Raw genomic sequence first — 26,485 nt, 5'->3', positions numbered from 1 at the left:
TATTAGCAATTAAGGTATTAATATCAGTGCTACTCTGTGCATGCTCATTTATGCTTGTAAGATCAGGGCTTTTGGATTTATATCTTTGTGATTTTATATTGATTATTGCCTATACTATTTTCGTTACTATAGAAAAAAAGGAAGTAACATTAATTTGTCTGATCTTAATTCCCTGGTTAGCAATGTCAATATTCGGAGCCATAGTAAATTACGATGGCTTATATCCGATCGTTATACCTTTTTGTGTGCTTTTTGCTAGTTTACCAGCGCTGATAATCATTGCCCTCAGGAGACGGAGTATGAAAACTGCGCTAATATCTGGCTTAGTGTGTGCTGTTTTTTTTGTTGCAAAAAACATATATATATATCCTCAGTATTATTACACCAAGGGCAACTTGAAGGTTTCAGATCAAAGTAATTTTATTACTGAAACAGAAAAAATGCTTTACCTTACTTCTTCTCACGACTCCGTTTCTCTTTTTCAATACAAAGGAAAAGTTCTCTATGTAGAACTTTGGTACAGCTCCTGCTCTCCGTGTTTAGATAAGATCCCTATGATAAAAAGGGTAAAAGAGGAATTTAAAAATAGATCCGATTTTAAAACCATTGGAATTATAGATGGAGAAATTGACGACTTCGATACTTTTAAGAAAGCGAGTTTAAGATACGGAAGTGCATTTAATGTATCGCTAATGGCAGATGTGAAATTGGTTGCTCTTCTGCATAAAACCTTAGGTACAAAAGGTTACCCCCTGGAACTAATGATAGACAAATCAGGAAAGATCAGAACAATTCATTTGGGCTTTAATAAAGCTGGAGAAAACTACTATTACAAACAAACAGTCAAGACCCTAAATACGCTACTAAATGAAAAATAAATTTATTTATTTTGCGCTTTTATCTCTAATCTATTACAGCTGTAAACCGATTCGAAAACCAATTTTGAATGTGAATCATCTTGTTTATGATTTCAAAAGTATTGGGAAACAAGATTCGGTTGCAGGGGAATTTCTTATTAGGAATAGCGGAAATGACGATTTGATTATCGAAAATATTGCACCTTCCTGTAGCTGTACGATTATAGGATTTGAAAAAAAAGCAATCCCCCCTGGGAAGAGTGCCCTGGTAAAATTCGTTTACAAACCGGTTCCTGCCTATGATACTGGAAAAGTACTAAAGGAAATTGTTTTACAGGCTAACACTGAAGAACGTTTATACGTACTAAAAATAATCGGTTCAGTTTATTAATAAACTATGATTAATCTCTGGTTTTTTAGAATTGCCATTACAGTTCTATTTTGCAATTCTTTAATAGCCGTAGATTTTTTCCCTAGAAGCCTCTTTTCTGCTAATGAATTGGCCTTAGAGATTGGTTCAGCAATCTGTTTGATTTTAGCTGGTTTGAAGATGTGTCGCCTCAAATCAGCTAATTTTGGTTTTGCTTTAATAGATTTACCTGTCTTAGGATTTCTAATTTTCCTGTCATTATTTGCTTTTTCATCAGCACAAGGCAACACTCAAAAAATCCTCAATCAGTTCTGTTTAGGTGTTGTATATGTTAGTGTTAGGATTTTATGCCAGGATCTAAATAAGTATATGTTGATTAAAAGTGTTATCACTATCTTTCTAGGGTTGTGTTTATGTAGTCTGATGATTGCAGGGGCACAATTCTTTTCTTTAATTGACTCTAAACATTCTTCCTTTGAGATAACAGGTCTGTTTTTTAATCCCGCTCCATTTGCGATCCTAATGGCAATGTCATTTGTTTTTTTTTTGATAATAAGCTTATCAAATAGCTTCAAAAACTTTTCAAAATATCTTTATATCGTATTGATTGGTTTAGTATTGAGTGTTTTGATTTTCTGCATGTCCAGATCTGCCTGGGTTGGGGCATTATGTGGATTGATAATAGCCACTCTGTATTATATAAAGATAAATAAGATATGTGTTTCTTTTAAGGCAAAAGCTATCACATCCTTATTTTTGATATTTCTGTGCCCGTGCCTGGGTTACGGCCTTTACTGTATTAAAGAAACATCAGCAACCGGGCGTCTATTTACGTGGAAAGTAGCATATTTAATGCTCGAAAAGAATTGGCAGTATGGCGTCGGGCTTGGAAAGTACCCTTCCAAACATATTTATTACCAGGCTGTTTTTTTTAATCAAAGTGAGCTAAACATCCAGAAATATGGAAATATTGCCGGAGATATAAGATATTGTTTCAATGATATATTGCAAATATTTTGTGAGACGGGGATATTTGGCCTGTCAATATTTGTTCTAATTATAGTTTTTTTGGGAATTCAGGTTTTTAAGCGGCTTAATCAACAGGTCGGACTTTATGCTATGTTTAATCATTCCGTTTTAGCAACTATTTTTGTTGTTTTGATATCGGGATTAAGTTCATATCCTCTCTCGATGATGCCCCTTGCAATTCTTTTTTGGTCATTTCTAGCGATTTTTGTCTCATTTAATAGTGATGAATACAGCAGCATTGGTTTTAAAACATTTAGCTTAAAACCTATGATGCCAGTAATCAGTATGATCATAGGAATAGTGGTCCTATTTACTGGTCTTACCCGATTGAAAGCTTACCACAAATGGGATTCATTAAGCTCAGGTCCCAATAATCATTTTGCATTTCAAAGTTTATTAAACCTATATAGCGTCCTGAGCACAGACCCTAATTATCTGAACGACTTAGCGACATATTATATTAGAGAAAAACAATATACAAAAGCAATACCCCACCTACGGCACGCGACCGAGTTTTCGCCTTACAAAGGCTTCTATTTTTCTTTAGGAGGTTGTTATGAGCAACTTGGCAGATTTGACGAGGCTAGAAGATACTATTTACTCATTAGTCGTTCACTCCCAAATCTTTTAGAACCAAAGGTACTTTTGGCAAAAACCTATTATAAACAAAAAGATTACACACAATTCAGGCGATACGTTTCTCTTATTACTTCATTTAAGCCTAAGATAGATTCTGAAGAGGTTAGACAAATGAAAGAAGAAATAGTAATCTTACAGAATAGTTTGAACAATCGCCGCTGATCTATCTGCTCAACTGAGAAGATGTACCGCGAACTGTGTCATAAAAATTATATTTAACATAATATCTTATGGCACAAGAAAGATTTGACTTTGAGCATTTTAAAAAGAAGGCTATTACCAGATTTTATTCTGAAAAAAAATGATTGACAGATGGCGTTTTGGCTCTGATTTTAAAGTAATATCAGAATTAGCAAAAATGAAATGTAAACTATTTTCAGTATCGGACAAAACGACAAGTAAATTCAGGACGGTACAATACAGTCGAGGAGAAATGGATAAAAAATGAAATTGATCAGGAGACCTACCAAAGATGGCACAGCAAATACAAAAGCAACATAGACAATCTGGAGATCGCCATAGCAAGACTAAATACCAATCATAGGGAGGCCTACGAAATACTAAACAAACAATTAGATGTATTTACGGATATCAAATCTGTCTATCACAAATTTAATACACTGGAAAAGCGGGAATTTATAGATCTGGTGTTCGACTCGAACCTGTACTATGAAAATGGCATCTATCGAACACCTACCATGATGAACTTACTATCAATCAACTACCTTAAAATGAGTGATTTAGGTATGATGATTGTAGACAAAAAAAGGGATGATTTAAAAATCATCCCTTTAAGTACCCCGGAAGGGATTCGAACCCCTGACCCACGGTTTAGAAAACCGTTGCTCTATCCAACTGAGCTACCGAGGCTCATTTTTTAATGAGCTGCAAATATAGAAGTTCTATTGAATAAGTAAAAATATATTTTAAACTATTTAGAAGGCGGTTTTCAGTTTTCAAATAAGTATTTAAGAGAGAAGCAATTAAATTTAGCTTCAGCGCTTAAAAAATATCATACACCTACCTTAAACAGTATTTTTATACAATTATTTCGGCAAAAAAACCTTTTTAAGCATCTTCCCCGTTCCAGATATCGTCATCAGCCTGTCTCAATTCGTCGTGGCTATACGATGAACTACCCGCATCATCATGGTGGTAATTCCTTTCAGGGTTTTCGGGTAAGCCATTATCGTGTGCTAAAGGCACCTTACGCAAATGCTCAGGCTTTTTAACCTCTGGTAGATCATCGTGAATGACTGAGGGCTTTAAGATGGTTTTAAGGGGGTGGTTGCTATTTTCCATAGTCAAAGTTAGTCAAATTTCAGGCCATAACACTAAACAGTCTTGCTGAGTTTGTTTTAGTACTACTGTTTGGCAAGAGTCCTTCAACTCCGCTCAGGATGACAAGCAACAACTGTATTAGAACAAAAAATGCGCACCATTAATTCTGTGCGCATTTGTTTTATTTTATGCTGATTAATAATTACCTGTTACTCCTATTTCCAAACCTCTCAGCTCTGCCAGCCCTCTTAACCTGCCTATGGCAGAATAACCGGGATTGGTAACCTTCGCTAAATCATCAAGCATCTGGTGCCCATGATCGGGACGGAAGGGAATAACCTTTTCGCGTGTAGCATTTTCTGCAGTCAGGGCTTTCATAATTTCGTACATGTTTACATCGCCCCCTAAATGATCGGCTTCGTAGAAACTACCATCTTCATCTTTGGTAACGTTACGTAAATGCGCAAAATAAACACGTTCTTTAACTGCATTAAAGATTTCGAGGGCATTATTTTCCACACCGGCACCTAAGGAACCTGTACAGAAACAAACCCCGTTAAAAGGCTGATCGACTTCTTTTATAATGTAATTAAAATCGGCTAAAGTGCTGGCAATGCGTGGTAAACCTAGAATCGGGTACGGCGGATCATCGGGATGGATCGTCATTTTAATCCCTTCTTCGGTACATACCTCAGCAATTGACGATAAGAAAAACTTTAAATTTTCTTTTAATCCCTGTGTTCCAATCGCTTTATATTCGTTAATGCTATCGCGTAAGGTTTCGAGTTCGATTTCCTTTTCGTTCGGGATGCCCATTAACACATTGATGCGCAGATCAACTAATTCCTGCTCATTTAGTGTAGCATATCTATCCTCAGCCTTTTTTAAAATCGATGCTGAATAATCGGTTTCTGCACCTTCGCGCTTTAAAATATAAAGGTCGAAGATAGCGAGGTCGATCCAGTTAAAATACAAGGCTTTAGATCCATCGGTCATTTCGAGATCTAACTGTGTGCGGGTCCAATCGAGTACCGGCATAAAGTTATAGCATACGGTTTTAATTCCGCAGGCTGATAAATTGCGTAATGAGGTTTTATAATTTTCGATGTACTGCGCTGCATCTGCCCTGCGGGTTTTAATGGCTTCGTGTACGGGTACACTTTCTACTACCGACCAGGTTAGGCCAGCCGCTTCAATAATGGCTTTTCTTGCTTTAATATCTTCCAACGGCCATACTTCTCCGTGGGCAATGTGATGTAACGCAGATACTATACCTGTTGCACCTGCCTGTTTAACATCCTGTAAGCTAACCGGATCGTTTGGTCCGTACCAACGCCAGGTTTGTTCTAATTTTTTCATTATATATGATTACACTAAATAATTACACTGATTGAGGGATTACACTGATGGGGATTGCGCTGGTTTTATACACCTGAAAACGCACTGAAACCACCGTCTACCTTAATATTTTCGCCGTTAACAAATTTCGAAGCATCGCTAAGCAAATATACCAGCGCGCCAATGAGTTCTTCGGGGGCACCAAATCGCTTAAAAGGTGTTTTAGCAATAATGGCCTGCCCTCTTGCTGTTAACGATCCATCGGGATTGGTTAATAAAGCCCTGTTTTGGTGGGTGATAAAAAAGCCGGGTACAATGGCATTCATCCTGATTTTATCTTCGTAACGGTTGGCCAGTTCTACAGCCATCCATTTGGTATAACTTTCTATTGATGATTTAGCCAGCGAATAGCCCAAAACACGGGTAAGTGCCTGGTTGGCCGATACCGAAGAAATATTAACAATGCTCCCTCCGTTTTTGGCAATTTCTTTACCAAAAACCTGGGTTGGCAGAATGGTGCCAAACAAATTTAAATCGAAAGCTTGTTTTAAAGCGGTAACATTCAGATCGAAAACATCGCTGCCCGGCTGAATAACAGCCTCGGCTACATTGCCACCAGCTGCATTTACCAGGCCATCTATACGGCCATAAGTTTCGATAATCCGGGTATTGGCTGATGCCAAATCCTGCTCATTCAATACATCGGCAATGATATAAATTGCCTTTCCGCCAGCCTTAACTACTTCTTCGGCCCTGAGTTTGGCCATTTCTTTGTTTCTGCCCAGCACCACAATGCTTGCACCAGCATTGTTCAATCCATTAACAAAAGCCTCTCCTAAAACACCTGTGGCACCTGTAACGACTACAACCTTGTTTTTTAGGGAAAAGGGGCTTTCCACTTCTTTCATCATTTGTTTAGTTTTTTAGTTTATTCTACTACCAATGTGGTTATGGAGTGCGGCAGACTTGTTGTGGTTGCAGCCTCGCCTTTAATCCATAAACTGTATTTTAATTTGTCGTCCGTTTGATTCATAACCACTACAACCAGCTTTCCATCGGTATTTAAGAAAGCAGTGGTTTGCAGTTTATCGCGGCTTGATGCCGATCCAATTCGTTTAGCTCCCGGGCGGATAAATTTAGAAAAATGTCCCATATAATAGTAGGCATTTGTGTAAATCAATTTATCATTTTTGGTATCGGCATGTACAGGAGCAAAACAGAAGTTGCCCACATGATTTGGCCCTCCCTTTTCGTCTAAGAGAATATTCCAATCCGTCCAGGCGGCTGTTCCGGCATTAAAATCGTTAATCATGGAGTAACCGTAACGTTCGCCCAACATCCAGTCGTCTAATTTGTTTACATCGTATTTTTCTTTGCAGCCCTCGGTAAAAATCAAGGCTTTATCGGGATAGGCTTCATGGGTTTGTTTTACATTGCCAAACTGCATGCCGCTGCCTGTCCAGGTTTCGTACCAGTGAAAGCCAATACCCCACACATATTTAGCCGCATCTTTATCGTTTAAAATGGTGCTGGCACGTTGAAAAATCTGATCGCGGTTATGATCCCAGGCAATAAGTTTTTTTGAGGCCAAACCCGATTTTTGAAGCGTTGGACCTAAAAAGTTCCTGATAAAATCGCGTTCTTCTTCGGCAGTAAACACACACGACTCCCAGCGTTGTTTGGCCATAGGCTCGTTTTGTACGCTTAAACCCCAAATTGGAATACCCATTGACTCGTAGGTTTTAATAAACTTTACATAATGATTGGCCCAGCTTTGGCAGTAAGCCGGCAGTAAATGCCCGCCCTGAATTAAGCTATTATTGTCTTTCATCCAAGCTGGTGGCGACCATGGACTTACAAACAAAGGCAGTTTACCACCTGAGGCGGCGATAGCCTGTTTAATCAAAGGGATTTTATAATCCTGATCGTGCGCCACACTAAAGGTTTTTAGCTCTTTATCATTATCCTGCACGTAGGTATAACTTCCGCTCGAAAAATCGCAGCTGGCAATATTGGTACGCGCCAAAGTATAGCCAATCCCTTTCTCCAGGCTATAATAGGCGGTGAGTAATTCCTGCTGATTCTTTTTTGAAAGTTTGGCAAATGTTTCGGCTGATGCATCGGTTAAGGCACCACCAATGCCTACCAGCGACTGATATTTCACCGTTGGATCGACAAAAATACAAGGCTCTGTTTCAAAGGGTTGCTTATTGGTGGTAAAACTTAAAGTTTCAGTTTTACTGATCCTGTATTCAGATTTTTCGGCAGTGGTGTAAACCGTTACCTTTTTATTTGCAACACTGTAAACGGCAGCCGGTTTAACTGTTTTTTTGTTTTGGGCTGCAACATTAAATGCAGTGGCCAAAATTAACAGGATGCTTAAATTTTGTTTCATCTTCATCGTTATTTAGTGATTTTAGGTTATACCAAATAGCTCTAAATCCTCTTTTTATTTTAAACTTTTATTGATTTGGTTTAGCAAATAGCCATTCAGGTCTGAATCGTACTCCCAGAACATTACACCACCCATGCCATTTTTCAACACATAGGCACACTTCTCTTTAACCGATTGCTCATCATCAAAAGTCATGTATTCTTGCGTTGCTGCATTATAGATATAAGGCGCTTTGGCCTCTTTATCATAATATTTGGTAAAACCTTTTTGGTTAACAAGGCTATCTTTTATAAAAGTATAACCCTTTCCATATCTGCTACTTAACACACTATCACCTAAACCTTTTGTAGCGCTGTTTTTAAGCGTAAATGCCCGGCTGTAAAATGCCACACCCATCACCAGCTTTGCTGGCGGAACACCTGCTGCTACAAATTCGCGAAAGGTTTTATCAGCATAATTATCGGCCGGATGGGTTTTAGAGTTATAGAGATTGGTGTGGTGACCAGCCAGTTGGCCGTGGTAAAAATCGTAGGTCATCAGGTTCACAAAATCAAGATACTGCTGTGCTTTATCCATTTCGGTATGGTTGATGAAATTGGTAAAGCCACCAACAGCTATGGTTAAAAGCTTTTTGGTATGTTCCTGTTTTTCTAAGGTATCCAGCTCCAAACGCAACTCTTTAAGCAATAAGGTAAAATTCTGTTTGTCTTCCGGTCTGAAAACATTACCTTCTTCGCCTGCAATAGCCGGATATTCCCAATCAACATCTACCCCGTCCAGTTTATATTTTTCGATAATTTTAACTGCACTGGCCGCAAAAGCCTTGCGCGAAGTATCGCTAAGGGCAGCATCCGAAAAATTTTCACTCCAGGCCCAGCCTCCAATCGAAATCAGGATTTTAAGCGCCGGATTTTTACGTTTAAGCAGGTTAAGTTGTTGCAGATTGGTGGTATCGGTTGCTTCGCGGTGCAAGTAAGCGCGGTTATTTTTTACATCAACAAAAGCATAATTAATGTGCGTGAGCTTCTCAGCCGATATTTTACTGATATTAACCAGCCCCTTATAACCACCCACGTAACCAATAACTACCTTATTTTTAGGTGCACGATCGATACGCATGGCCAATAATATGACTGTTACCGCAATTGCAAAAACGAATAGCTCTAAGGTTCTCATCTTTTTAGTTTTTACTTCTTAATAAAGCTTCCAGGTAATAATAATCGGCGTAATTAATCGGCACATCTATTTCTGATTTGGCCGGACGGTGGCCTGTGCTGTGCTCTAAAATAAAGCCATAGTTATCGCCAATCTTACTGGTGTATTTTGTACTTAAGGAGTATAAAATTTTATCGGCAGCAGCTTTGTATTTTTTACCACTGTTACTGTATTTGGCCAGTTCGTAAAGCGCCGAAGCCGTAATGGCAGCAGCAGAAGCATCTCTGGATACCTCCGGAATTTTAGGATCGTTGTAATCCCAGTAAGGAATACCATCAGCCGGGGTAATTTTACTGTTTAAGATAAATCCTGCAACACCATCAGCCTGAGCCAAATATGCCTTATTTTTAGTTTCGCGGTAGCACATGGTATAGCCGTACAACGCCCAGGCCTGTCCGCGGGCCCATGCCGATTCGTTTGCATAGCCTTGTGCAGTTACCTTTTGGCGTACATTACCGGTTAAGGTATCGTAATCGATCACATGATAAGAGCTAAAATCGGGACGGAAATGATTTTTGATCGTAGTATTGGCATGCGAAACCGCAATTTTATAGAAAGACGAATCGCCTGTTAACCTGGTGGTTTCGAACAGCAGTTCCAGGTTCATCATGTTATCGATAATTACCGGAAATTTCCATTTACTGCCGCTATGATCCCATGACTTTAACACCCCTGATTTAACATTAAAGCGGGTAGCAAGCGATTTTGCCGCCTGGATAATTACTGAACGGTAAGCGGTATCGTTGGTTAAACGGTAGCCATTGCCAAAGGGGCAATACACCATGAAACCCAAATCGTGCGTACTTGTATTAAACTGTTCTTTTTTAATGTCTGCTGTATATTTTCGGGCCAGATCGAGCCATTTCTTATCATTGGTGTACTGGTAAAAATACCATAACTCTGCCGGAAAGAAGCCACTGGTCCAGTCTTTTGAAATCACCATTTTAAACTGACCATTTTCTACCGTACGCGGCGAAACCAGATTGGGCCTTATTTTTCGTACCGAATCTACGTTTTTAACCAGTACATCGGTTTGTTTTGCTGCCGCTGCAAATGCTTTTTTCACATCAGTTTTTTGTGCCTTTACTGCGGTGACAAGCAGCATACTTAATGCCGTTAGTGTTATTTTCATGTTCATATTATAACCAGATTAAAGGGTTACGGATAGGTAAATTTCTAATTACTTCTTCTACTTGAGGTTGGTGGTCTAATTTTGCCCAGGCTGCATACCAGTTTGCCTGTTTGTACTGTACTGCGCCAAATAATAGAAAGGGCTGTGCTACAGGCCAGTTCTCCCAATACATTACATCAGGTGTTAGCGTCCATTTGCTTTTATCGGCAATAAACGGATATAAATAAGCGATCCCTTTCTTAATGGATTTACCATCTGCAGTTTCAAAATCCCAGAGATTATCTTTCGGAGTTGATAAGATCTGACAAAGCATGGTCATGGCATCGAGGTTAAAGATAGAATAACCATAAGGTTTGGTACGGACGGTTTCGAGTGGAAAGCTACCATCGTTTCCCATTTGGTTTGGCAATAGTATGGTTTTGTAGCTGTTGCGCAACGAATCGAGCATATTTTCATCACCGCATAGCTTTGCGAATGAGGCTACCTGCATGGCCCAGCAAGTGGCATGGTTATTTTTTACTGTTTTCTCCTGAATACCGGGCTTACTGGTGTTTAGCCACAACGTATACGCGCTAAACCATTTTTTCACTCCCTTTGCGGTTTCTTTATCAAATGCTTTGGCCTTTTCCATTACGAGGGCACCCTGCGCCACTTCCATTAAATGAATGGTATCGATAATGCCGTAGTTACGGCCGGTAAATTTGCCTTTTACCGCTTGTGCAAATAGCAGGTTTGGATTCATCAGCGTGGCTGAATTGATAAACCAGGCCTGAAAATGTTTAACAGCCTGTTGTACGTACTTTTCGTCGCCGGTAATTTTATAGGCCGAGGCCAGGGCACCAATTACCTTGCTAAAGCGAATCATGGCCTTACGGTGTGCTACAAAATTATCGGGATTGGTCATTCCATCGCGGTTAACGTATGGTCCATCCGGGTTTTTCGGATCGGGCCAGAAATAATCGGCTTCGGAGAAAAAATCGTGCTTACCACCCGCACTTCGCGGCGATGAAGCGTCGGTAATGGTGACCGGCGCTTGTTTCATCGCCCAGGCTGCTTCGGCCAGAATCTGCTTCCTGAGTAAAACCGTAGCTTCTTTTTCTAAATTACCGGCCTTTGGTGAGACTGGCCAAGCAGCCGGATTAGCGGCTGTTACCACCAGGCAACAAACCGCCAGCAATACAGTGGAAATAATTCTTTTCATGGTAAATTATAATGTAGTGAATACTGTTTTTAAACCTTCAGCTGCAACAGAAACAACGCTTTGTCCTTTGTTTAACTTTACCTTAATGATGGCCCTGCCGTTGTAGGCCTGCACCTTACGCGAGCCCGATGAAGTTCCCTGATTGTCAATCAATTTACCATCTCCGGTTAAACCAAAACTAATCCAGTTTATGGCATCTAAACAAAGTATGTTCCCGCTATCTAAAAGCTTCACTTCTACCGTAGCGGTATCGCCCTGCTGATCGATTTTTTTCAGTTCGAGCAGAGCAGGCTTTGTCCACTTTTCGGTTTGGTAGTTAAACTTAATTTCGTCAGTTACCGTTTCCTTTCCTTTTTTAGCAATCACTTTAACGGTGTTCTCGCCTTTTACAAATGGCAGGTTCCAGCGCAGACCGGCTGCAGGGTAATCCTGACTGTTCCGTTTTTTGCTTCCAAAGCTTTTGCCATTCAGAAAAATTTCGGCTTCGGTGCAGTTCGAATACACTTTTACCATTTTTTCTTCGCCTGCATCGCCCCATCGTACCGGCCAGCTATGCCCGTAAATGTGCGCCATGGGTTGACTTGTCCAATAAGATTGAAAAACATAGTAAGCTTCTTTTTTGGTAAAATCGCGTTCTACCACCCCTTTCTGGTTCATGTAAGGCACCGGATTATCGGGACGAACTGGGGTAGAAAAATCTTTAAAAGGCCAGTAAGCAGTACCACTTAACCAGGGCATATTTTCCTGCTCTTTTAAATGCCAGTCAATTAAATTGGTGATGTACGATTCGCTCCAGTCGCCATCTTTAGAAATACGGGCTGCACCACCGTACAACGAGGCATCGCCTGCCCTTTCATCGGTTGCACCACCTGTTTTAATTTTACTTAAAGCTTTATCGGGGTTTTCCGAATGGCGTAATGCATGGCTATCGCCGCCCCATTCTGCGTGTAAAAAGCGCTTAACTTTGGCAAATTCATCTTCCGAAGCTTTTTTATAATCGGTATAGGCACCACGATACCAGCCCGCCCAGATAGAAGGCGAATACACATCTACAATGTCGCTGCAAAAATCGCAACGGCGAATGGCGGTATAACGCGATTTATCCAGTTTGTGCGATAAATCATTCAATTCTTTCATAAAAGTCCTGATTTTTTCTTTGTCAAACTCGGGGAAATCGCCGGGCCAATCGTTTTCGTTACCCATGCCCCAGATAATTATGGCCGGATGGTTGTAATGCTGCTCTACCATATTGGTGAGCATTCTTTTGGCTTGTTGCTGGTAAATTTCGCCGCCCAAGCCACCACGGCACCAGGGAATTTCTTCCCAAACCATGATGCCCAAACTATCGCAGAGGTTTAAAACAATGCGCGACTGCTGGTAATGCCCCAGGCGAATAAAATTAACGCCCATATCTTTCATCATTTGCATTTCCTGACGGATCATGCCTTCTGTCATAGCTGCAGCTACACCAGCATGATCTTCGTGACGGTGGGTACCGCGTAACAGCAACCGTTGCCCATTTAACTTAAAGGGGCCTTTTTCTACAAATTCGATATTGCGGAATCCGATTTTCTCTTCTCCCTTGTAATTTCCGGTAGTTGAAATGACTTCGTATTGCAGGGTATATTGTGCGGGTTTATCGGTATTCCATAAAACAGGTTTTTTAATTTCTATATCCCAAAGTCTTAGATCATTCGAAATTTCGAGCTTTTTATAGGTTTCAGTTACAATTTTTCCATTCGGGGCAACCAATCTAAATTTTATACTTGCGCCTCCTGCATGAGCAGTATTATAAAACCTCGCTTTAACACTCAGTTTACCTAATTTGCCCTGTGCATCAACCTCGGCTTTGGCAAACATTTTATCAACCGATAAGGAGGGCATGTAAACCAGATTAAGGTAGCGGTAAATGCCGCCGTAAACGTTAAAGTCAGATAAATTGGAAGGAATCATTTCCAAATCTCTCGAATTATCGGTCCGTACCGAAACCGGCACCTTACCTTTAAACTGCTTTTGGTAAACTGCTGTTTTTTGGAAAGCCGCAACTGCATCGGTAATATCAACCGTCCATTCATCGTAGCCCCCTACATGCGCAGCTACTTTTGTGGTATACACATATACTTCGGTTTTCTGTCCGGCACCTTCGAAATGCAATATGGTCCTTCCGTTTTGGTAAGGGTTTTCGATTTTTAGGTTGGTGCGGTACCAGGCAGGCCCCTGATAATAATTCACATCTGGGTCTACTCCATCCTCAGCATTTACACAATGTGGCAGGCTTACTTTCTGCCACAAGGGAACCGACTCAGGGTTACCCGCACCCACCGGGCGCACAGCTTCCCAAACACCACCTAAATCTTGCTTTAAAAACTCCCAGTTATTGTTTAACCTAACCGATTGCTGTGCAGACAATAAGTTACTGGATAACAAGAGTATGAACAGGCTTATATACTTAATTTGTTTTAACATCTATTTTAAAAATTAAACTTTTAAACGCAACTTTTTCTTTTCTAAAAATGCAACGATACCGATTACCAAAAAGGAGATCAAAACCGACCTGATGAGGCCACCAACACCAGCATTTAAGAAATGAGGATAATGGAAATGCATTATTCCCATCATTGCATACAAGGCATAAGGAATGAGGTAACAGGTTAAAGTGCTGGTTCCGGCGGGCTTAATCCATTTAAACCAATCCTTCTTCCCTTTCACATCTACCACAAAAATTAACAGCTCAAAAACGAGGATAGAGATACCTAGACATACGAATACCCAGGCCGGTGTGGCATAAATTTTAGAAATACCACCGGCGTAAGGCCTGATAAACATGCCGAAACAGAAGGCTAACAGGCCATAAAATGCGGCTAAAAACCAAAAATCGGATGGTTTATCCTTGCTGGTCGTTCTCTTGTACAGTGCCGATACTAAAGCACCGGCGAGCATTAAGGTTATGGAAGAAGCATCGCCCACGATTGGAATATGCGGCTGTATCAGGCCCAAGTGCGTAGTTAAATTAATACCTGCAAAAACGGTGAAGGCGAACAGTAAAGTCAGCAAGCTGGAGCCGCACCATAAAAACACCAAGGCCGAAACCAGGTAGGCCCAGCCAATAATCCCCAAAATACCCCACCAATGTGGCTTTAAGCCTTGTGGTTCTTCGGCATTACCTCCTTTGTAAAACCAGGCCATAGCCGCCAGCAAAACAATACCTAAAGCTATAAAGGTGTACTTTTTTGGTTTTGAAACATCAGCCGAATAATCTAACCAGATGAGAAAAAAGGCTAAGGTAATCAATAATGAATATACCGGATAAGGCAACAAAGCCGATGCCTGATCGTAATTCTCTAAGTTAACATGGAAAAACCCCATCACAATTAGCGCGAGCGATCTTAATCCGATGTAACCAATCAGTTGCCAGATACTATCGCCCTTTTTCTTTCGGTTTGCCAAAGCAAAAGGCAACGAGAGTCCAACGATAAACAGAAAGGCAGGAAAAATCAGGTCAGAAAAACCCATACCATCTACATTGGCATCAGTATGTTTTATCCATTCGGGGATATGCGATACACCGGCCACATCGTTTACAAAGATCATCAGCAACATGGTGATGGCCCTTAAAACGTCGATCGATAAAATACGGAGCGGTAGCTGATTCATTTTATGTAGCGATTAATAAATTTTTCTAAGCTGTATGGCATTTAAAACCGGTTTACCCTGAATGGCACTGAAATCAACCGAGATTCCCTTACCATTTTGTACGGTAATTCTGGTGGTTTTCTTTACGGCAGTGGTGTAACCAAAATCGAGCGCCAGATTTAATTTTGGCATAAAAGGTGTGCCGTTGATGGAAACCCCGAAAATGCGTTGCTTTTCTATTTCTTTTTTGTGGTTGTTATCCAGGTTATAGGCCAGGGCTTCTTTGGCTTCTCCGCCCACCAGTTCGGCAAAATGCAGTGCTATTTCGTATTCGCCGTCAGGAACATCGAACTTAAACTGCCTGATACCTACCTGTTGTGTTTGGTAAACAGGGTCGTTATCGCTGCCTAAAATATTTTTGTCGCTGCCATAAGTAATGCGGTTATTGGTGCCTTTATAAGGTTCGCCCCCTACATAACCCCATGCACCGGCTCGATAAGGCTGATCGGGCATCCAAAGCTGATGTTCCTTCTCATCGATGTAAAAGCGTTTGGCCCCTAGCAGCACGTTGATATTTTTAAAGGGAATATTGGCTGCATTAAATTTAAAAGGTTGCAGTTGGAAATATATTTCGGACTCATCGCTCTGGTCAGCAGAAACAACCCGCAATTGGTTGATACCGTTAATAAAAGGCACCTGCCAATCGATAATGTGATCGACTGCTGCTTTTAAGCCTAAGCTTTTGCCATTTAAAAAAAGTTCGGCCGATTTAAGGTTTGTAGCTACCTGTACAGACTGCGTACTGGTGGTTAAGCTGGCTGAATCGGCTGTACCGGTCCGCTCCTTCCATTGCGCGGAAGTAATTTTAAGGTAAGGTTGAGCTGATAAATAGGCCTGGTAGAGAAAATAGGTATCTTTTGCCTCGCGACCAATAGTGAGCAATCCTTTATTATTGATGTGCGGCATGGTTTCCTCGCGGGTTTCGGAATTGAAATCGGCCAGGTTCCAGGCTATTCCACCTGCTACAAATGGACGGCTTAGCATTGCATTGAGGTAAACCTGATTAAACTTAACTGCATATTCTACACTTTTATCGAAGCGGATGGGCGAAAATGAGCGAATCCGAGGATCGGCATCGGCCCCATATTCTGTAACCATAAAAGGTGTATTGGGTAGTTCTTTGTGGTGACGATCTAAAAATTTACCAAAATCTTCGGGAACGCCAGAGTACCAGCCCGAATACAGATTCCAGCCAACTATCATCGGGATTTTGGTCAGACCAACCTTATTGTAAATGTCCCAGGCCCCGTGGTTAACCAACATGGTATGGCGCGAGGGGTCGAGTTTACGGGTTAGGCTATCCAGTTTTTGTGCCAGCACACGCACATGATTGAAATACACCTGCTGGCGGGGTTTATCATTTGAGAATTTTAAACGCAACAGAATCTCATTCATATAAGCCCAAATGATAATGCTTGGGTGATTAAAATTCTGTTTAATCATTTCGGTCTGCATGTTCAAACAGTTCTGGGTAAAAGCTTCGCTTTCGGTAATGGTATTTACTACAGGAATTTCAACCGAGGCCAATATACCCAACCTATCGCAGGCTTCTAAAATCTGTGGATCTTGCGGATAATGGGCTACACGCAAAAAGTTACCGCCCATGGCTTTAAGCAGTTCTATATCCCTGATCTGCAAAGCATCTGGCGTAGCATTGCCCCTGTTTTCGTAATCCTGGTGGCGGCTGGCCCCAATAATTTTAACTGCTTTATCGTTTAAGAAAAATCCTTTCTCGGCATCGAATTTAAACCAGCGAAAACCCAGCGGATTGGATACCTGATCGATAACAGCTTTCGTTTTGGTATCGATAATTTTAGTGATTACGCGGTATAGGTAAGGGTTTTCAGGCGACCATAGTTGTGGTTTTTGAATGGCCTTGATGTGCTGTACGACCATCATGTTACCACCATTATTGATGTTAACCTCAGTAGTTTGATTGGCTACGGCATTTCCTTTCGCATCAAAAACAACCGTTTCGACCTGTACTTTTTTGGCTGCAATTGAGCTGTTATCGATAGAGCTTTTAACCTGCACACTCGCTGTAGCTGCCGAAACCTGCGGCGTGGTAATAAAAACCCCGGCACTTCCATTTTCCTTTTGTGAAAAATGAACCGGATTGGTAATTAAGAGGTTAACATTGCGGTATAAACCTCCGAAAAAGGTAAAATCGGCAGTTAATGGTGGAATATCTTCGTTGAAGCGGTTAGTCGCCCTAACTTCAATCACATCATCTTTATAGTTTAAAAACCTATTTATGGGCACAATGAAACGGGTATAGCTACCGATGTGTTTAGCTGCAGATTGTCCGTTAACCAATACTTCGACTTCTTGCGCTACACCATTAAAAACAAGATACACTGCTTTGTTTTTTGCACTTTCATCGAGTTTTAACTTGCGTTTGTAAGTGCCTACGCCACGGTAATAACCGGGAGCATCGTCTAAAACATCTTTATCGTTCCAGGTATGTGGAAGCGTAATGGCTTCAGCCGGTCCGTTTTCTTTATGGAATTCCCATTGATCGTTCAGGCTAATAATATTACGGCCAGTATCCTGCGCCAGGCACTGGAAGCCAGTTATAAGGGCAATAAGTAATAAAAGTGATTTCGCTTTTAACATTTGTTTAATTTTCAATAATTTAATTGATAGGCTCTTAACCTTGCCATCGTTTTAATAGCATCCGTCCTTTCGAGCGAAGTGCAACGCAGTCGAGAAATCTGTTTATAGATCTCTCCATTTCGCTGCGCTCCAGTCGAGATGACGATCCCCGTATACCTCTTCCCTACTGGTTGGTGTCACCACCGACCAGCTGAGTTCTATCATAATTCAAACAACCTCTTCCCTACTGGTTGGTGTCCTCACCGACCAACTAAGCTCCATTCTTACTGTTCCAAACACCGTCGTTACTGTTCCAAAAGCCATCGTTCCCGTTCAAAATGCCACCGTTGCTGTTCAAACTGCCGTCGTTACTGTTCAAAATACCGCCGTTGCTATTCAAAATACCACCGTTACTGTTCAAAATGCCATGGTTCGTGTCCACACGAACCGTTTTCATTTCCTACTGGTTGGTGTCACCACCGACCAGCTGAGTTCTATCCTAATTCACACAACCTCTTCCGTATTTCTCCGTGCATCCGTGGCCCATACTTTTTTCTTGCCACAGAGACACTGAATCCACGGAATAATCAACTGTCGGTGTTCATCCGAACCATTTTCATTTAACCACAAAGGCACAAGGCACACCAAGTAACTCATCACTACTGGTTTGTGTACTGGTTCAACTGCCCGATTTTCTCGTTTAAAGTCATCAGTTTTAAAACCGAATCGATTTTCTTTTCGATTTTTTTGTCCTGTGCGCCCGTAGTGGTTACGGAAAGGCCTAAAATTAAGGCCAGTGAAAGATACTTTCTCATGGATGTAATTTGCTATTTAACGCCGTCTAAAATCCCCTGGTAAGCTGCTTTCCGCTGGTATTGTGCATCGAAGGGCAAAGGCCAGTCAGCACGTTTATAAAACAGTGGAATCCAGCTATCGCCATCAGTAACATTCCATTGGGTAATGCCAAACTGCTGATTTTTGGGTATGGCATTATAAGCTTTAACAATGGTTTTATATTTGGCTGCCTGTTGCTCGCCTAAAGCGGCAGTATAACTTGCACCAGGTGTATCACCTGAATTAAGGGAGATATCAATTTCAGAAATATGGACTTTTAGCCCGGTTGCCGCAGCAGTTGTAATTGCGGCAGTTAAATTAGCATCGGTTTGGGTTACGTTGGTATGCATTTGCAGGCCAATTCCATCAATTGGGATGCCTTTGCTTTTTAACCCGTTAACCAGATTTAATATGGCGGTACGTTTAGTTGAACTGTACTCATGCCCGTAATCATTGTAAAATAGCAGGGCATCGGGATCTGCCTCGTGTGCATATTGAAATGCCCTGCTGATATAGTCGGCGCCCAGTTTCTGTAGCCAGATTGTGTTGCGCAAAGTGCCATCTTCGTTTACCGCTTCGTTCACCACATCCCACGAAACTACCTTGCCCTTAAAATGCCCCACAACGGTTTGAATATGGGTTTTCAGTAAATCTTCCCAATCGGCCGTGCTGCCCTGAAAATTCTTTACCCAATCGGGCAACGACTGGTACCAGTTTAAGGTATGCCCATGCACGCGCTTGCCATTGGCCCTGGCAAAATCAACCAGGTAATCGGCATCACTCCAGGTGTAGGTATCTTTAGCAGGATGAACCGAAGCAAATTTCATTGCGTTTTCGGCGGTAACGCTGTTAAATTCTTTTATTACCAGGTTACGATAACTGGCATTGCTTTTTAACAAACTTACATTTAAAGCTGCGCCTATTGGGAAGGGCATCTTTTTTTGCAAGCTTTCTTCTGCCTTTATTACCGGAATATCGATACTGGTACTCTTGGCACAAGAAATGGTTAACAAAGATGCTGATAGCATCATTTTCGTAGCAAAACCAATTGTCGTAAATCTGTTCATCTTTTTATTTGTATTTGACCTGCATTTGGCCGTAAAAATCTTTTAGTACATAAAAGGCTTTCTTCTTCTTACCGGTTTCACTAATTAAGCCTTTGCGGTTCCAGAAATTCTGGTAAATCGGGTGTTGTCTTCTTGGTGAGCGGAAGTCAGTTAAAATCCAGGGAGTCATGCCACGCAGTGCGCCAATTTTGCTCAACAGGGTAATCTGGTTTTTGTATAAAGCTTCCTGGTATTCTTCACTCCAGCGTGTATTTTCATCGGCGTGGAAACCACCTAAGGCATCGCCGCCAAACTCGGTAATCACCACAGGTTTTTTGTACTTGATATCGAAATTGTATTTGATAATTTCGGAAGGATTGCCTCCCCAGTACCAGCCGGCGTACTCGTTAAAACTCACCAGGTCTATTTTTTCGCCAAGCGGATCGTTTAAAATAATGTTATTTCCTTCGCGGTGTACCTCGAGGGCTGCAGCTACCAAACGTGTATCGTCTAAATTGCGGGCAGTTTCGGCCAGGTTGCTCATAAAGCTCAAACGGGCGCTACTCAACGGTGTTTCGTTCCCTATCGACCAAACAATTACACTGGCGCGGTTTTTATCGCGTACAATTAAATCGGTTAATTGTTGCTTCGCATTGGCATATGTGGCAGGATTAGTCCAACTGATGGTCCAGTAAACCGGAACCTCGGCCCAAACCAATAGCCCCATCTCATCAGCCAAACGGATCATTTCTTCGTTATGCGGATAATGTGCCAAACGCACATAGTTACAATTCATATCTTTTGCCCACTGTAACATCATACGCATATCGCCTTCCGAGCGTAAACGGCCAGCCAGAAGCGGGTTTTCATCATGCAGCGAAATGCCTCTTAAAAACACAGATTTGCCATTTAACAAAATGCTGTCGCCATCTGCCTGTATGGTTCTGAAACCAATTTTATCGTTGATATCTTCTTTATCGGTTTTAATATTTACCGCGTAAAGCTTAGGGTTTTCGGGCGACCAAAGGTTCAGGTTATTCCAGATAAACTCATCTGCAATTTTTCCTTCTCCATCAGTTTTGTATTTCTTCTCTAGCTTAAGCTCCGGAATAGACAATGTAATTTCCTGACCTGAAGTCGCATCGGCCAGTTTCACCGTAAAATTTAACAGGTTATTATTGCCTTTAACGAGCTGAAGTTTATAATCGCTGATGAAATGCTCCGGAAATTCGGCCAGGAAAACATCGCGGGTAATGCCGCCATAATTCCACCAGTCGGTATTTACGGTTGGGATTTCGTCTTGCTTGCGGATATTATCTACTTTAAGTACGATAGAATTTTCGCCCGCTTTTAAATTGCTGGTTACATCGAACTGAAAAGGGGTAAAACCACCTTTGTGCACGCCCAGCTTTTTACCGTTCAGGTACACATGCGCCACGTAGTTAACCGCACCGAAATACACAAAATATCTTTTTCCTTTTTCGGGTTTTGCATCAAACTTTTTGCGTAACCAAACATTGCCCTCATAAAGCTCTAATTTTTCTGACTGCGAATTCCAGTCGCCGGGAACATTCATTTGTGGCGAATGGTCGAAATCATACTCAATCAGTTCTGACTTATCTTTCTGTACTTTATCATCAAAATAGCCTCCGGTTCCGGTCTTAGACTGATCGAACGGTTCGTGGCGGTAATCATAGTAACCGTTTTCGTACGGATCGACAATATAATTCCATTTACCATTCAGGCTCTGGATTTTACGTGCCTGAATATTCTGTATAGCCGTAACCTGACCGTAACTGACTGATGAAAGAAGTGAAAAGCAAATTAAAAATACGCTATAGGTTCTTTTTAGCATAACTTAAGTTTTTATTAATTAATTGATTGTCCCAAAACTAACAATTAATTAACGGACGGTGTTTCCACCGTCCGCCTAAATTTGAGCAAAATCTAGTTTTTTTTTAATAACCGGGGTTCTGTCCCAGCTTTGGTGCTTTGTTTAATTCGTTCTGTGAAAGCGGATATAAGTAGTTCTTAGCCATAAAAACCCTGTTTTCTACCGTAAATGATGTGTAGGTAAAGGTGCTTGGCCCTACCTGTGTAATCCGCATTCCTGTAACAGCTTTGTTAAATGTGGTTTCGCCTTCTTTCCACCTGCGTACATCGTAAAAACGTTGTTCTTCGAAGCAAAGCTCTACCCTACGCTCGTTACGGATGCGTTTACGCAACTCTTCTTTGGTTGGCGCCACATAACCGTTTGCAGCCGGGTTGGTAGTTTGCAAAGCAGGCATAGCTACACCAGTTCTGCTTCTGATTGCATTTAAGCTTGTTAAAATCTGTGTTAATGCACCGGTACCCTGCGCTTCATTTAATGCTTCGGCATAATTTAAAAGCACTTCTGCGTACCTGAAGAAAATCCACGGGCGACGTACGGTAGCACTATTTCCTGCCCAAGATGCACTCTCACTTAAGTACTTACGCAGGTAATAACCGGTTTTGGTTGCATTTACATTTAAACCCAAACCATCTTTACCACCTACAAAAGTTTCTACTGGTTTACTTTTAAAAGTTGAGCCATTGTACATAATGGCAAAATTTAAACGCGGATCGCGGTTGGTATAAGGCGCAGTTGCCGAATAGCCGGAAGCCGCATCGGTAATCATCCGGCCTGTGGTTTTCATTTCAAAGGCATCTACCAATTCCTGTGTCGGGTTTGTACGGCCATTAGCTGCATCGTAGCTCACTGGCGCATTATTTTGTTCGATGGTATTGGTGTTTAAGGTTGCAGTTGCAAAAATGGTTTCGATATTAAAAGCACCATTGTTCCATAACCAGATATTGGGGTAAGACGTATAAATACCATGTTTACCGGTATCTATAATCCGCTTTGCGGCATCGGCAGCAGCCTGCCATTTGGCTACATCGCCACCCGGATTGTACAAGGGACTTGCCGCATACAGCAGTAACCTGGCTTTAAGTGCCATTGCAGCGGTTTGGGTAGCCCTGCCACGCAAAGGTGTATTCCATTCTGTTGGAGATAGCGGCAGCCGCGTAATGGCTTCTTCGCAATCGGCAGAAATCTGTTTCACACAATCGTCAAAAGAGTTTCGCGGTAAGTCCAGATCATCGGTTACCGTTAGTGTACGGGTTACGATAGCAAAACTGCCATAACGTTTAAGTAATTCGAACTGGAAAAATGCACGTAAAAAATAAGCCTGACCTTTTAAGCGGGCAATTTGTGGTACCATTCCCTGGTTTGCTGCATTGTTTAACGGAAAAGTTTCGTCGGCCGGTACGATTACTGCGCCATCTATATTTTCGAGAAACATATTGGCCTTGCGAATACCCGAATACATGGCAAAATACACATCATCAAAGGTTTTAACCGGACTCCAGGTACCATTATTCAAAATGTTTACTGATGAGTTTAGGTTAGAGTTAACGGCCTCATCAGATGCCGAAGCCAGTAGCGCTCCATCATCCAGATCGTAGCGATCGGAAAGTGATGCATAAACATTGTTCAGGAAATTACGGGCATAATCGGGATTGGCCCACAACTGCGCCTGTGTAATGTCGTTACCGCCGCTAAATTCGCCATCCTGAAGAAACCCGCTTTTTTTACACCCCGCCACGCAGATTACTGCAAGGGTCAGGATTGAATAAAATATATTTTTTTTCATCTCTTTTAGTTTTTAAAGGTGAAGCTTAACGGCATTTGCATCCCGGCAAACTTCACGGTCTTATCGTTTAAAATTTCAAATTCACACCGAACGAATATATTTTCATGTATGGATAAGATGAATTGTAACCCGATTCAGGCAATTCAGGATCGATTGGCAGATCGCCCAGTTTATCGAAAGTGAGCAGGTTTAAACCGCTTGCATAAAAACGCAGTTGTCTGATTTTTAACTTTTTGATAAATGAAGGCGAAAGCGAATAGCCGATCTCTACATTTTTTAACCTAATGTAATCGCCTGATCTGATCCAGAAATCGGAAGTAGCAGTATTGTTGCCACGATCGGTTAGCAGTAACCTCGGATAAGGAGCGCCCGGATTATCGGGTGTCCAGCGGTCTGCACTGAACTGGTTTAAAAAGCCATTATTGGTATTACCTGCATTTACCAGTTGCTGTATGGTAATTGAACGGCCACTGGTGCCCTGAAACAAGAAGTTTGCATCAAAATTGGCGTAAGAAACTGAGGCACCAAAGCCAAAATAAGCTTTAGGTACAAAATTGAAATCGGTTCTCACACGGTCGAGGTCGTTAATTACGCCATCGCCATTCTGATCTACATATTTAATATCGCCGGGTTTCACATCTTTGGATAAAATCTGTTTGGCAGAAGCATCAATCTGCGCCTGGCTTTGGAAAATACCATCCGAGATAAGCATCATGCTTACATAACCTGCACCAGAGTTAGCAGTAGCCGCCGGAGAAATTACGCTCGAAATGGGGTGCCCTAATTGTTTCTGATAGTCGGGCAAACCTGCTCCTTCGTTAATGGCCAGAATTTTACTCGTGTTGTAGGTAAAATTGCCGAACACATTCAGGTTTACACCACCCAGTTTTTTATTGTAGTTTATACCGGTTTCAAAGCCTTTGTATGATGCCTCACCCTCGTTAACATAAATTAGCGATTGCCCCAGCAAACTTGGCAATAGTGATGCCGTGGTTAAATCTTTCCGGTCTTCGTAAAAGTAATCGGCACTGATAGATAAAGCTTGTTTAAACAATTTGGCATCAAAACCTACACTGGTTTTATAGGCTTTCTCCCAGGTTAAAAAAGGGTTGGCCAAAGCCAGCTGCCCCGAACCACTTACTCCGGCGAAACCTGTACCAAAGGTGTAACCTGCAGCACTTCTGGTAAAGAAATCGTTATAGGCAAATCTTCTGGCCGATCCGATAGCATCGTTACCCACCAATCCGTAAGATCCCCTGATTTTTAAGAAATCGAGAAAGCTTGTTGAGCTTTTCATAAAATCCTCGTCAGAAATGATCCATCCTGCCGATGCAGCCGGGAAAAACCCATACCGCGAATCTGGTGCAAAATTTTCTGAACCGGCGTAAGAAGCGGTTAAATCAATAAAATAGCGCTGAATATAATTGTATGATAAGCGGTTAGACCATCCTTCGCGGCGTACATCCAAACTGCCGAATGAGGCATAATTGGCCCTCGAAACGCGGGTACTGAATTTAATATCGTGCTTTCCGAAGGTCCTGTTATAATCGAAACCTGCCCAAAATTCGCTTTTGCGTATGTTACCCGAAAATGCATTGGCCTGATAATCTACCTTAGCGGGTGTGCCATAGGTGGTATAAGTTCCATCGGCTTTTAATTCAGAAGTTGCATACTGCTGGCTAAAACCCGAGCGGTATAATCCGGCGATATCATAAGCATAAAAAACTTCGCCAGTTAAGCCTTTTAATATGCCATCCATTTTTTGGCGGGCACTTAAAGTAGCCATCATATTACGCACCAGGTCGGTACTGGCTCCCCTAGCCTCGAGCATGGCCTGAGGGTTATTTTGGGAAAATATCGAAGTTCCGCCATACGATCCGTTAGGGTTAATAACCGGGAAAGCATTGGCTGGCGTTGAATAAACCGTTGATAAAAAAGTAGGTGTACCTGCATTCGGGAAAGTAAGGTTGGTAATCCGTCCGCCGATATCTAAAGCTACATCCAGGTTCTTGTTTACGTGTAAATCGATGTTGGTTCTTAAATTATAGCGGTTAAAATCGGTATTGGCATCGTAAGTATCGTTATTACCACCTTTGTAAAAACCTCCCTGCTGGTAAGCACTTAATAAAGTATAATACTTAATAAAAGCATTACCACCGGTAACAGTAGCTACATAACGCTGGGTTGGCGCTACACGCTTGGTGAAATCGCGTACAAAGTTGTTGTTCGGATATTTAATGGGATCGGAACCATCCTGATAGGCCTGTAAAGCAGCAGGGCTGTAAACCGCCGCTCCGCCACTGTTAATGGAAGCTTCGTTGTATAAACTTGCATAATTGTAAGCATCTAAGGGTGCAGCAATCTGCAAAGGCGCCTGCAAGCCTGCCTGCGCATCGAAAGTAACGCTGGTGGAAGTTGCGCTGCCTCTTTTGGTTTTTACATAAACTACACCATTGGCAGAATACATGCCGTACCAGGCCAGTGTTGCGGCATCTTTTAATACGCTTACACTTTCAATTTCGGCCAAATCCATCGATCTGAAGTCGCGCTCAATACCATCTACCAACACCAGAGGCTCCTGGTTGCTGTTGTAAGATGAGCGGCCACGGATTAAAAAACTCGATACATCGTAACCAGGCTGTTGCGAACCACTTGGATAAATGGCTAATCCGGGTAGCCTGCCGGTAAATACATTGGTTAAAGATGACGATGGGATCTGAGGTAGGTTATCAGTAGTGATGGTACTAATGGTGGCCGTAACTTCTCTTTTCTTCCTAACGCCAAACGGAATGTACACATTGTCGTTATCGCCGGCATCGATAAGTGCTTTGGTTAAAACAATATCGCTCTTGCTTACTTCCGAAGCGGGTTTGAGCACCATCAGGTAACCTACGTATTTAAAAACAATTACATCGCTGGTAGAGGTTGAAAGGGTAAAACTTCCGTCGGCACTTGTGGTTACCGATTTATTGGTTTTATCTTCCTGGATCGAGATGGTCACTCCGGCCATTGGCTTTTTATCCTGATCTACTACCCTCCCCGAAACCGTAAGCTGTTCATCAGGCGTTTGGCTGTAAACGTTTAGCAGGCAGGCCCATAAAAAGAGCAGGCAGGCTATATATTTATATTTTGATCTTAATAATTTCATTTTCAATAATCTTTTAGCGTTACATTGATTAACTC

19 protein-coding genes and 1 tRNA gene are annotated in these 26,485 nt (G+C 41.7%); 3 read left to right on the top strand and 17 right to left on the bottom strand.

All coding sequences use genetic code 11. The annotated features are described in order from the left end of the window. Positions 1-71 precede the first annotated feature (71 nt). Genes G7074_RS21495 through G7074_RS21485 form a run of 3 tightly spaced genes read left to right on the top strand, consistent with a single transcriptional unit; the run spans position 72 to position 3,057 of the window. Positions 72-878 carry a TlpA disulfide reductase family protein gene (locus G7074_RS21495; protein WP_166211251.1) on the top strand — a complete coding sequence of 269 codons (807 nt, stop codon included), beginning with the start codon at positions 72-74 and terminating at the stop codon, positions 876-878. Continuing rightward, entirely contained in the window at positions 868-1,248 is a 381-nt protein-coding gene (locus G7074_RS21490) for a DUF1573 domain-containing protein (protein ID WP_124562399.1), read from the top strand. The genes G7074_RS21495 and G7074_RS21490 overlap by 11 nt, the downstream gene beginning before the upstream one ends. A gap of 6 nt (positions 1,249-1,254) precedes the next feature. Then, the gene (locus tag G7074_RS21485; RefSeq protein ID WP_166211248.1) at positions 1,255-3,057 is read left to right on the top strand and encodes an O-antigen ligase family protein; all 1,803 of its coding nucleotides are present in this window, start codon (positions 1,255-1,257) and stop codon (positions 3,055-3,057) included. 634 nt (positions 3,058-3,691) lie between these two features. On the opposite strand, the gene G7074_RS21480 is transcribed toward G7074_RS21485, so the two are convergent. The 17 genes from G7074_RS21480 to G7074_RS21400 form a co-directional block, all read right to left on the bottom strand. Continuing rightward, positions 3,692-3,765, bottom strand: a tRNA-Arg gene (locus G7074_RS21480). A gap of 198 nt (positions 3,766-3,963) precedes the next feature. Beyond that, complete coding sequence (locus G7074_RS21475; protein WP_166211245.1) at positions 3,964-4,197, bottom strand: hypothetical protein; 234 nt, start codon at positions 4,195-4,197, stop codon at positions 3,964-3,966. A gap of 174 nt (positions 4,198-4,371) precedes the next feature. Beyond that, positions 4,372-5,535 carry a mannonate dehydratase gene (uxuA, locus tag G7074_RS21470; protein ID WP_124559118.1) on the bottom strand — a complete coding sequence of 388 codons (1,164 nt, stop codon included), beginning with the start codon at positions 5,533-5,535 and terminating at the stop codon, positions 4,372-4,374. Between the two features lie 65 nt (positions 5,536-5,600). Then, positions 5,601-6,425 (bottom strand): SDR family oxidoreductase, encoded by an 825-nt coding sequence (locus G7074_RS21465; RefSeq protein ID WP_166211242.1) that lies wholly within the window; start codon positions 6,423-6,425, stop codon positions 5,601-5,603. Between the two features lie 17 nt (positions 6,426-6,442). Further along, entirely contained in the window at positions 6,443-7,909 is a 1,467-nt protein-coding gene (locus tag G7074_RS21460; RefSeq protein WP_166211239.1) for a glycoside hydrolase family 30 beta sandwich domain-containing protein, read from the bottom strand. A 54-nt stretch (positions 7,910-7,963) separates the two neighbouring features. After that, positions 7,964-9,085 carry a glycoside hydrolase family 18 protein gene (locus G7074_RS21455; RefSeq protein ID WP_166211236.1) on the bottom strand — a complete coding sequence of 374 codons (1,122 nt, stop codon included), beginning with the start codon at positions 9,083-9,085 and terminating at the stop codon, positions 7,964-7,966. Between the two features lie 4 nt (positions 9,086-9,089). Then, the gene (locus G7074_RS21450; protein ID WP_124559121.1) at positions 9,090-10,256 is read right to left on the bottom strand and encodes a glycoside hydrolase family 88 protein; all 1,167 of its coding nucleotides are present in this window, start codon (positions 10,254-10,256) and stop codon (positions 9,090-9,092) included. Between the two features lie 7 nt (positions 10,257-10,263). Further along, positions 10,264-11,457 carry an alginate lyase family protein gene (locus G7074_RS21445; RefSeq protein ID WP_124559122.1) on the bottom strand — a complete coding sequence of 398 codons (1,194 nt, stop codon included), beginning with the start codon at positions 11,455-11,457 and terminating at the stop codon, positions 10,264-10,266. A 6-nt stretch (positions 11,458-11,463) separates the two neighbouring features. Beyond that, positions 11,464-13,923 (bottom strand): glycoside hydrolase family 2 TIM barrel-domain containing protein, encoded by a 2,460-nt coding sequence (locus tag G7074_RS21440; RefSeq protein ID WP_166211233.1) that lies wholly within the window; start codon positions 13,921-13,923, stop codon positions 11,464-11,466. Positions 13,924-13,935: 12 nt separating this feature from the next. After that, entirely contained in the window at positions 13,936-15,111 is a 1,176-nt protein-coding gene (locus G7074_RS21435; protein WP_166211230.1) for a DUF5009 domain-containing protein, read from the bottom strand. A 12-nt stretch (positions 15,112-15,123) separates the two neighbouring features. Then, entirely contained in the window at positions 15,124-17,766 is a 2,643-nt protein-coding gene (locus G7074_RS21430) for a glycoside hydrolase family 2 TIM barrel-domain containing protein (protein WP_166211227.1), read from the bottom strand. A 250-nt stretch (positions 17,767-18,016) separates the two neighbouring features. Continuing rightward, the gene (locus G7074_RS21425) at positions 18,017-18,202 is read right to left on the bottom strand and encodes a hypothetical protein (RefSeq protein WP_166211224.1); all 186 of its coding nucleotides are present in this window, start codon (positions 18,200-18,202) and stop codon (positions 18,017-18,019) included. Between the two features lie 202 nt (positions 18,203-18,404). Next, positions 18,405-18,560 carry a hypothetical protein gene (locus tag G7074_RS21420; RefSeq protein ID WP_158674005.1) on the bottom strand — a complete coding sequence of 52 codons (156 nt, stop codon included), beginning with the start codon at positions 18,558-18,560 and terminating at the stop codon, positions 18,405-18,407. Positions 18,561-18,572: 12 nt separating this feature from the next. Further along, the gene (locus tag G7074_RS21415) at positions 18,573-19,646 is read right to left on the bottom strand and encodes an endo-1,4-beta-xylanase (protein ID WP_166211221.1); all 1,074 of its coding nucleotides are present in this window, start codon (positions 19,644-19,646) and stop codon (positions 18,573-18,575) included. A gap of 4 nt (positions 19,647-19,650) precedes the next feature. Then, positions 19,651-21,480: a glycoside hydrolase family 2 protein gene (locus G7074_RS21410; RefSeq protein ID WP_166211218.1), complete on the bottom strand. Its 1,830-nt coding sequence runs from the start codon at positions 21,478-21,480 to the stop codon at positions 19,651-19,653. A 103-nt stretch (positions 21,481-21,583) separates the two neighbouring features. After that, positions 21,584-23,302, bottom strand: coding sequence for a RagB/SusD family nutrient uptake outer membrane protein (locus G7074_RS21405; protein WP_124559129.1), 1,719 nt, complete (start codon positions 23,300-23,302; stop codon positions 21,584-21,586). A gap of 67 nt (positions 23,303-23,369) precedes the next feature. After that, positions 23,370-26,450 carry a TonB-dependent receptor gene (locus G7074_RS21400; protein WP_124559130.1) on the bottom strand — a complete coding sequence of 1,027 codons (3,081 nt, stop codon included), beginning with the start codon at positions 26,448-26,450 and terminating at the stop codon, positions 23,370-23,372. Between the last annotated feature and the right edge of the window lie 35 nt (positions 26,451-26,485).

Origin of the sequence: Pedobacter sp. HDW13 (genome assembly GCF_011303555.1) — a bacterium.
Lineage (GTDB): Bacteria > Bacteroidota > Bacteroidia > Sphingobacteriales > Sphingobacteriaceae > Pedobacter.
This window is presented reverse-complemented; position numbering and strand designations above follow the sequence as displayed.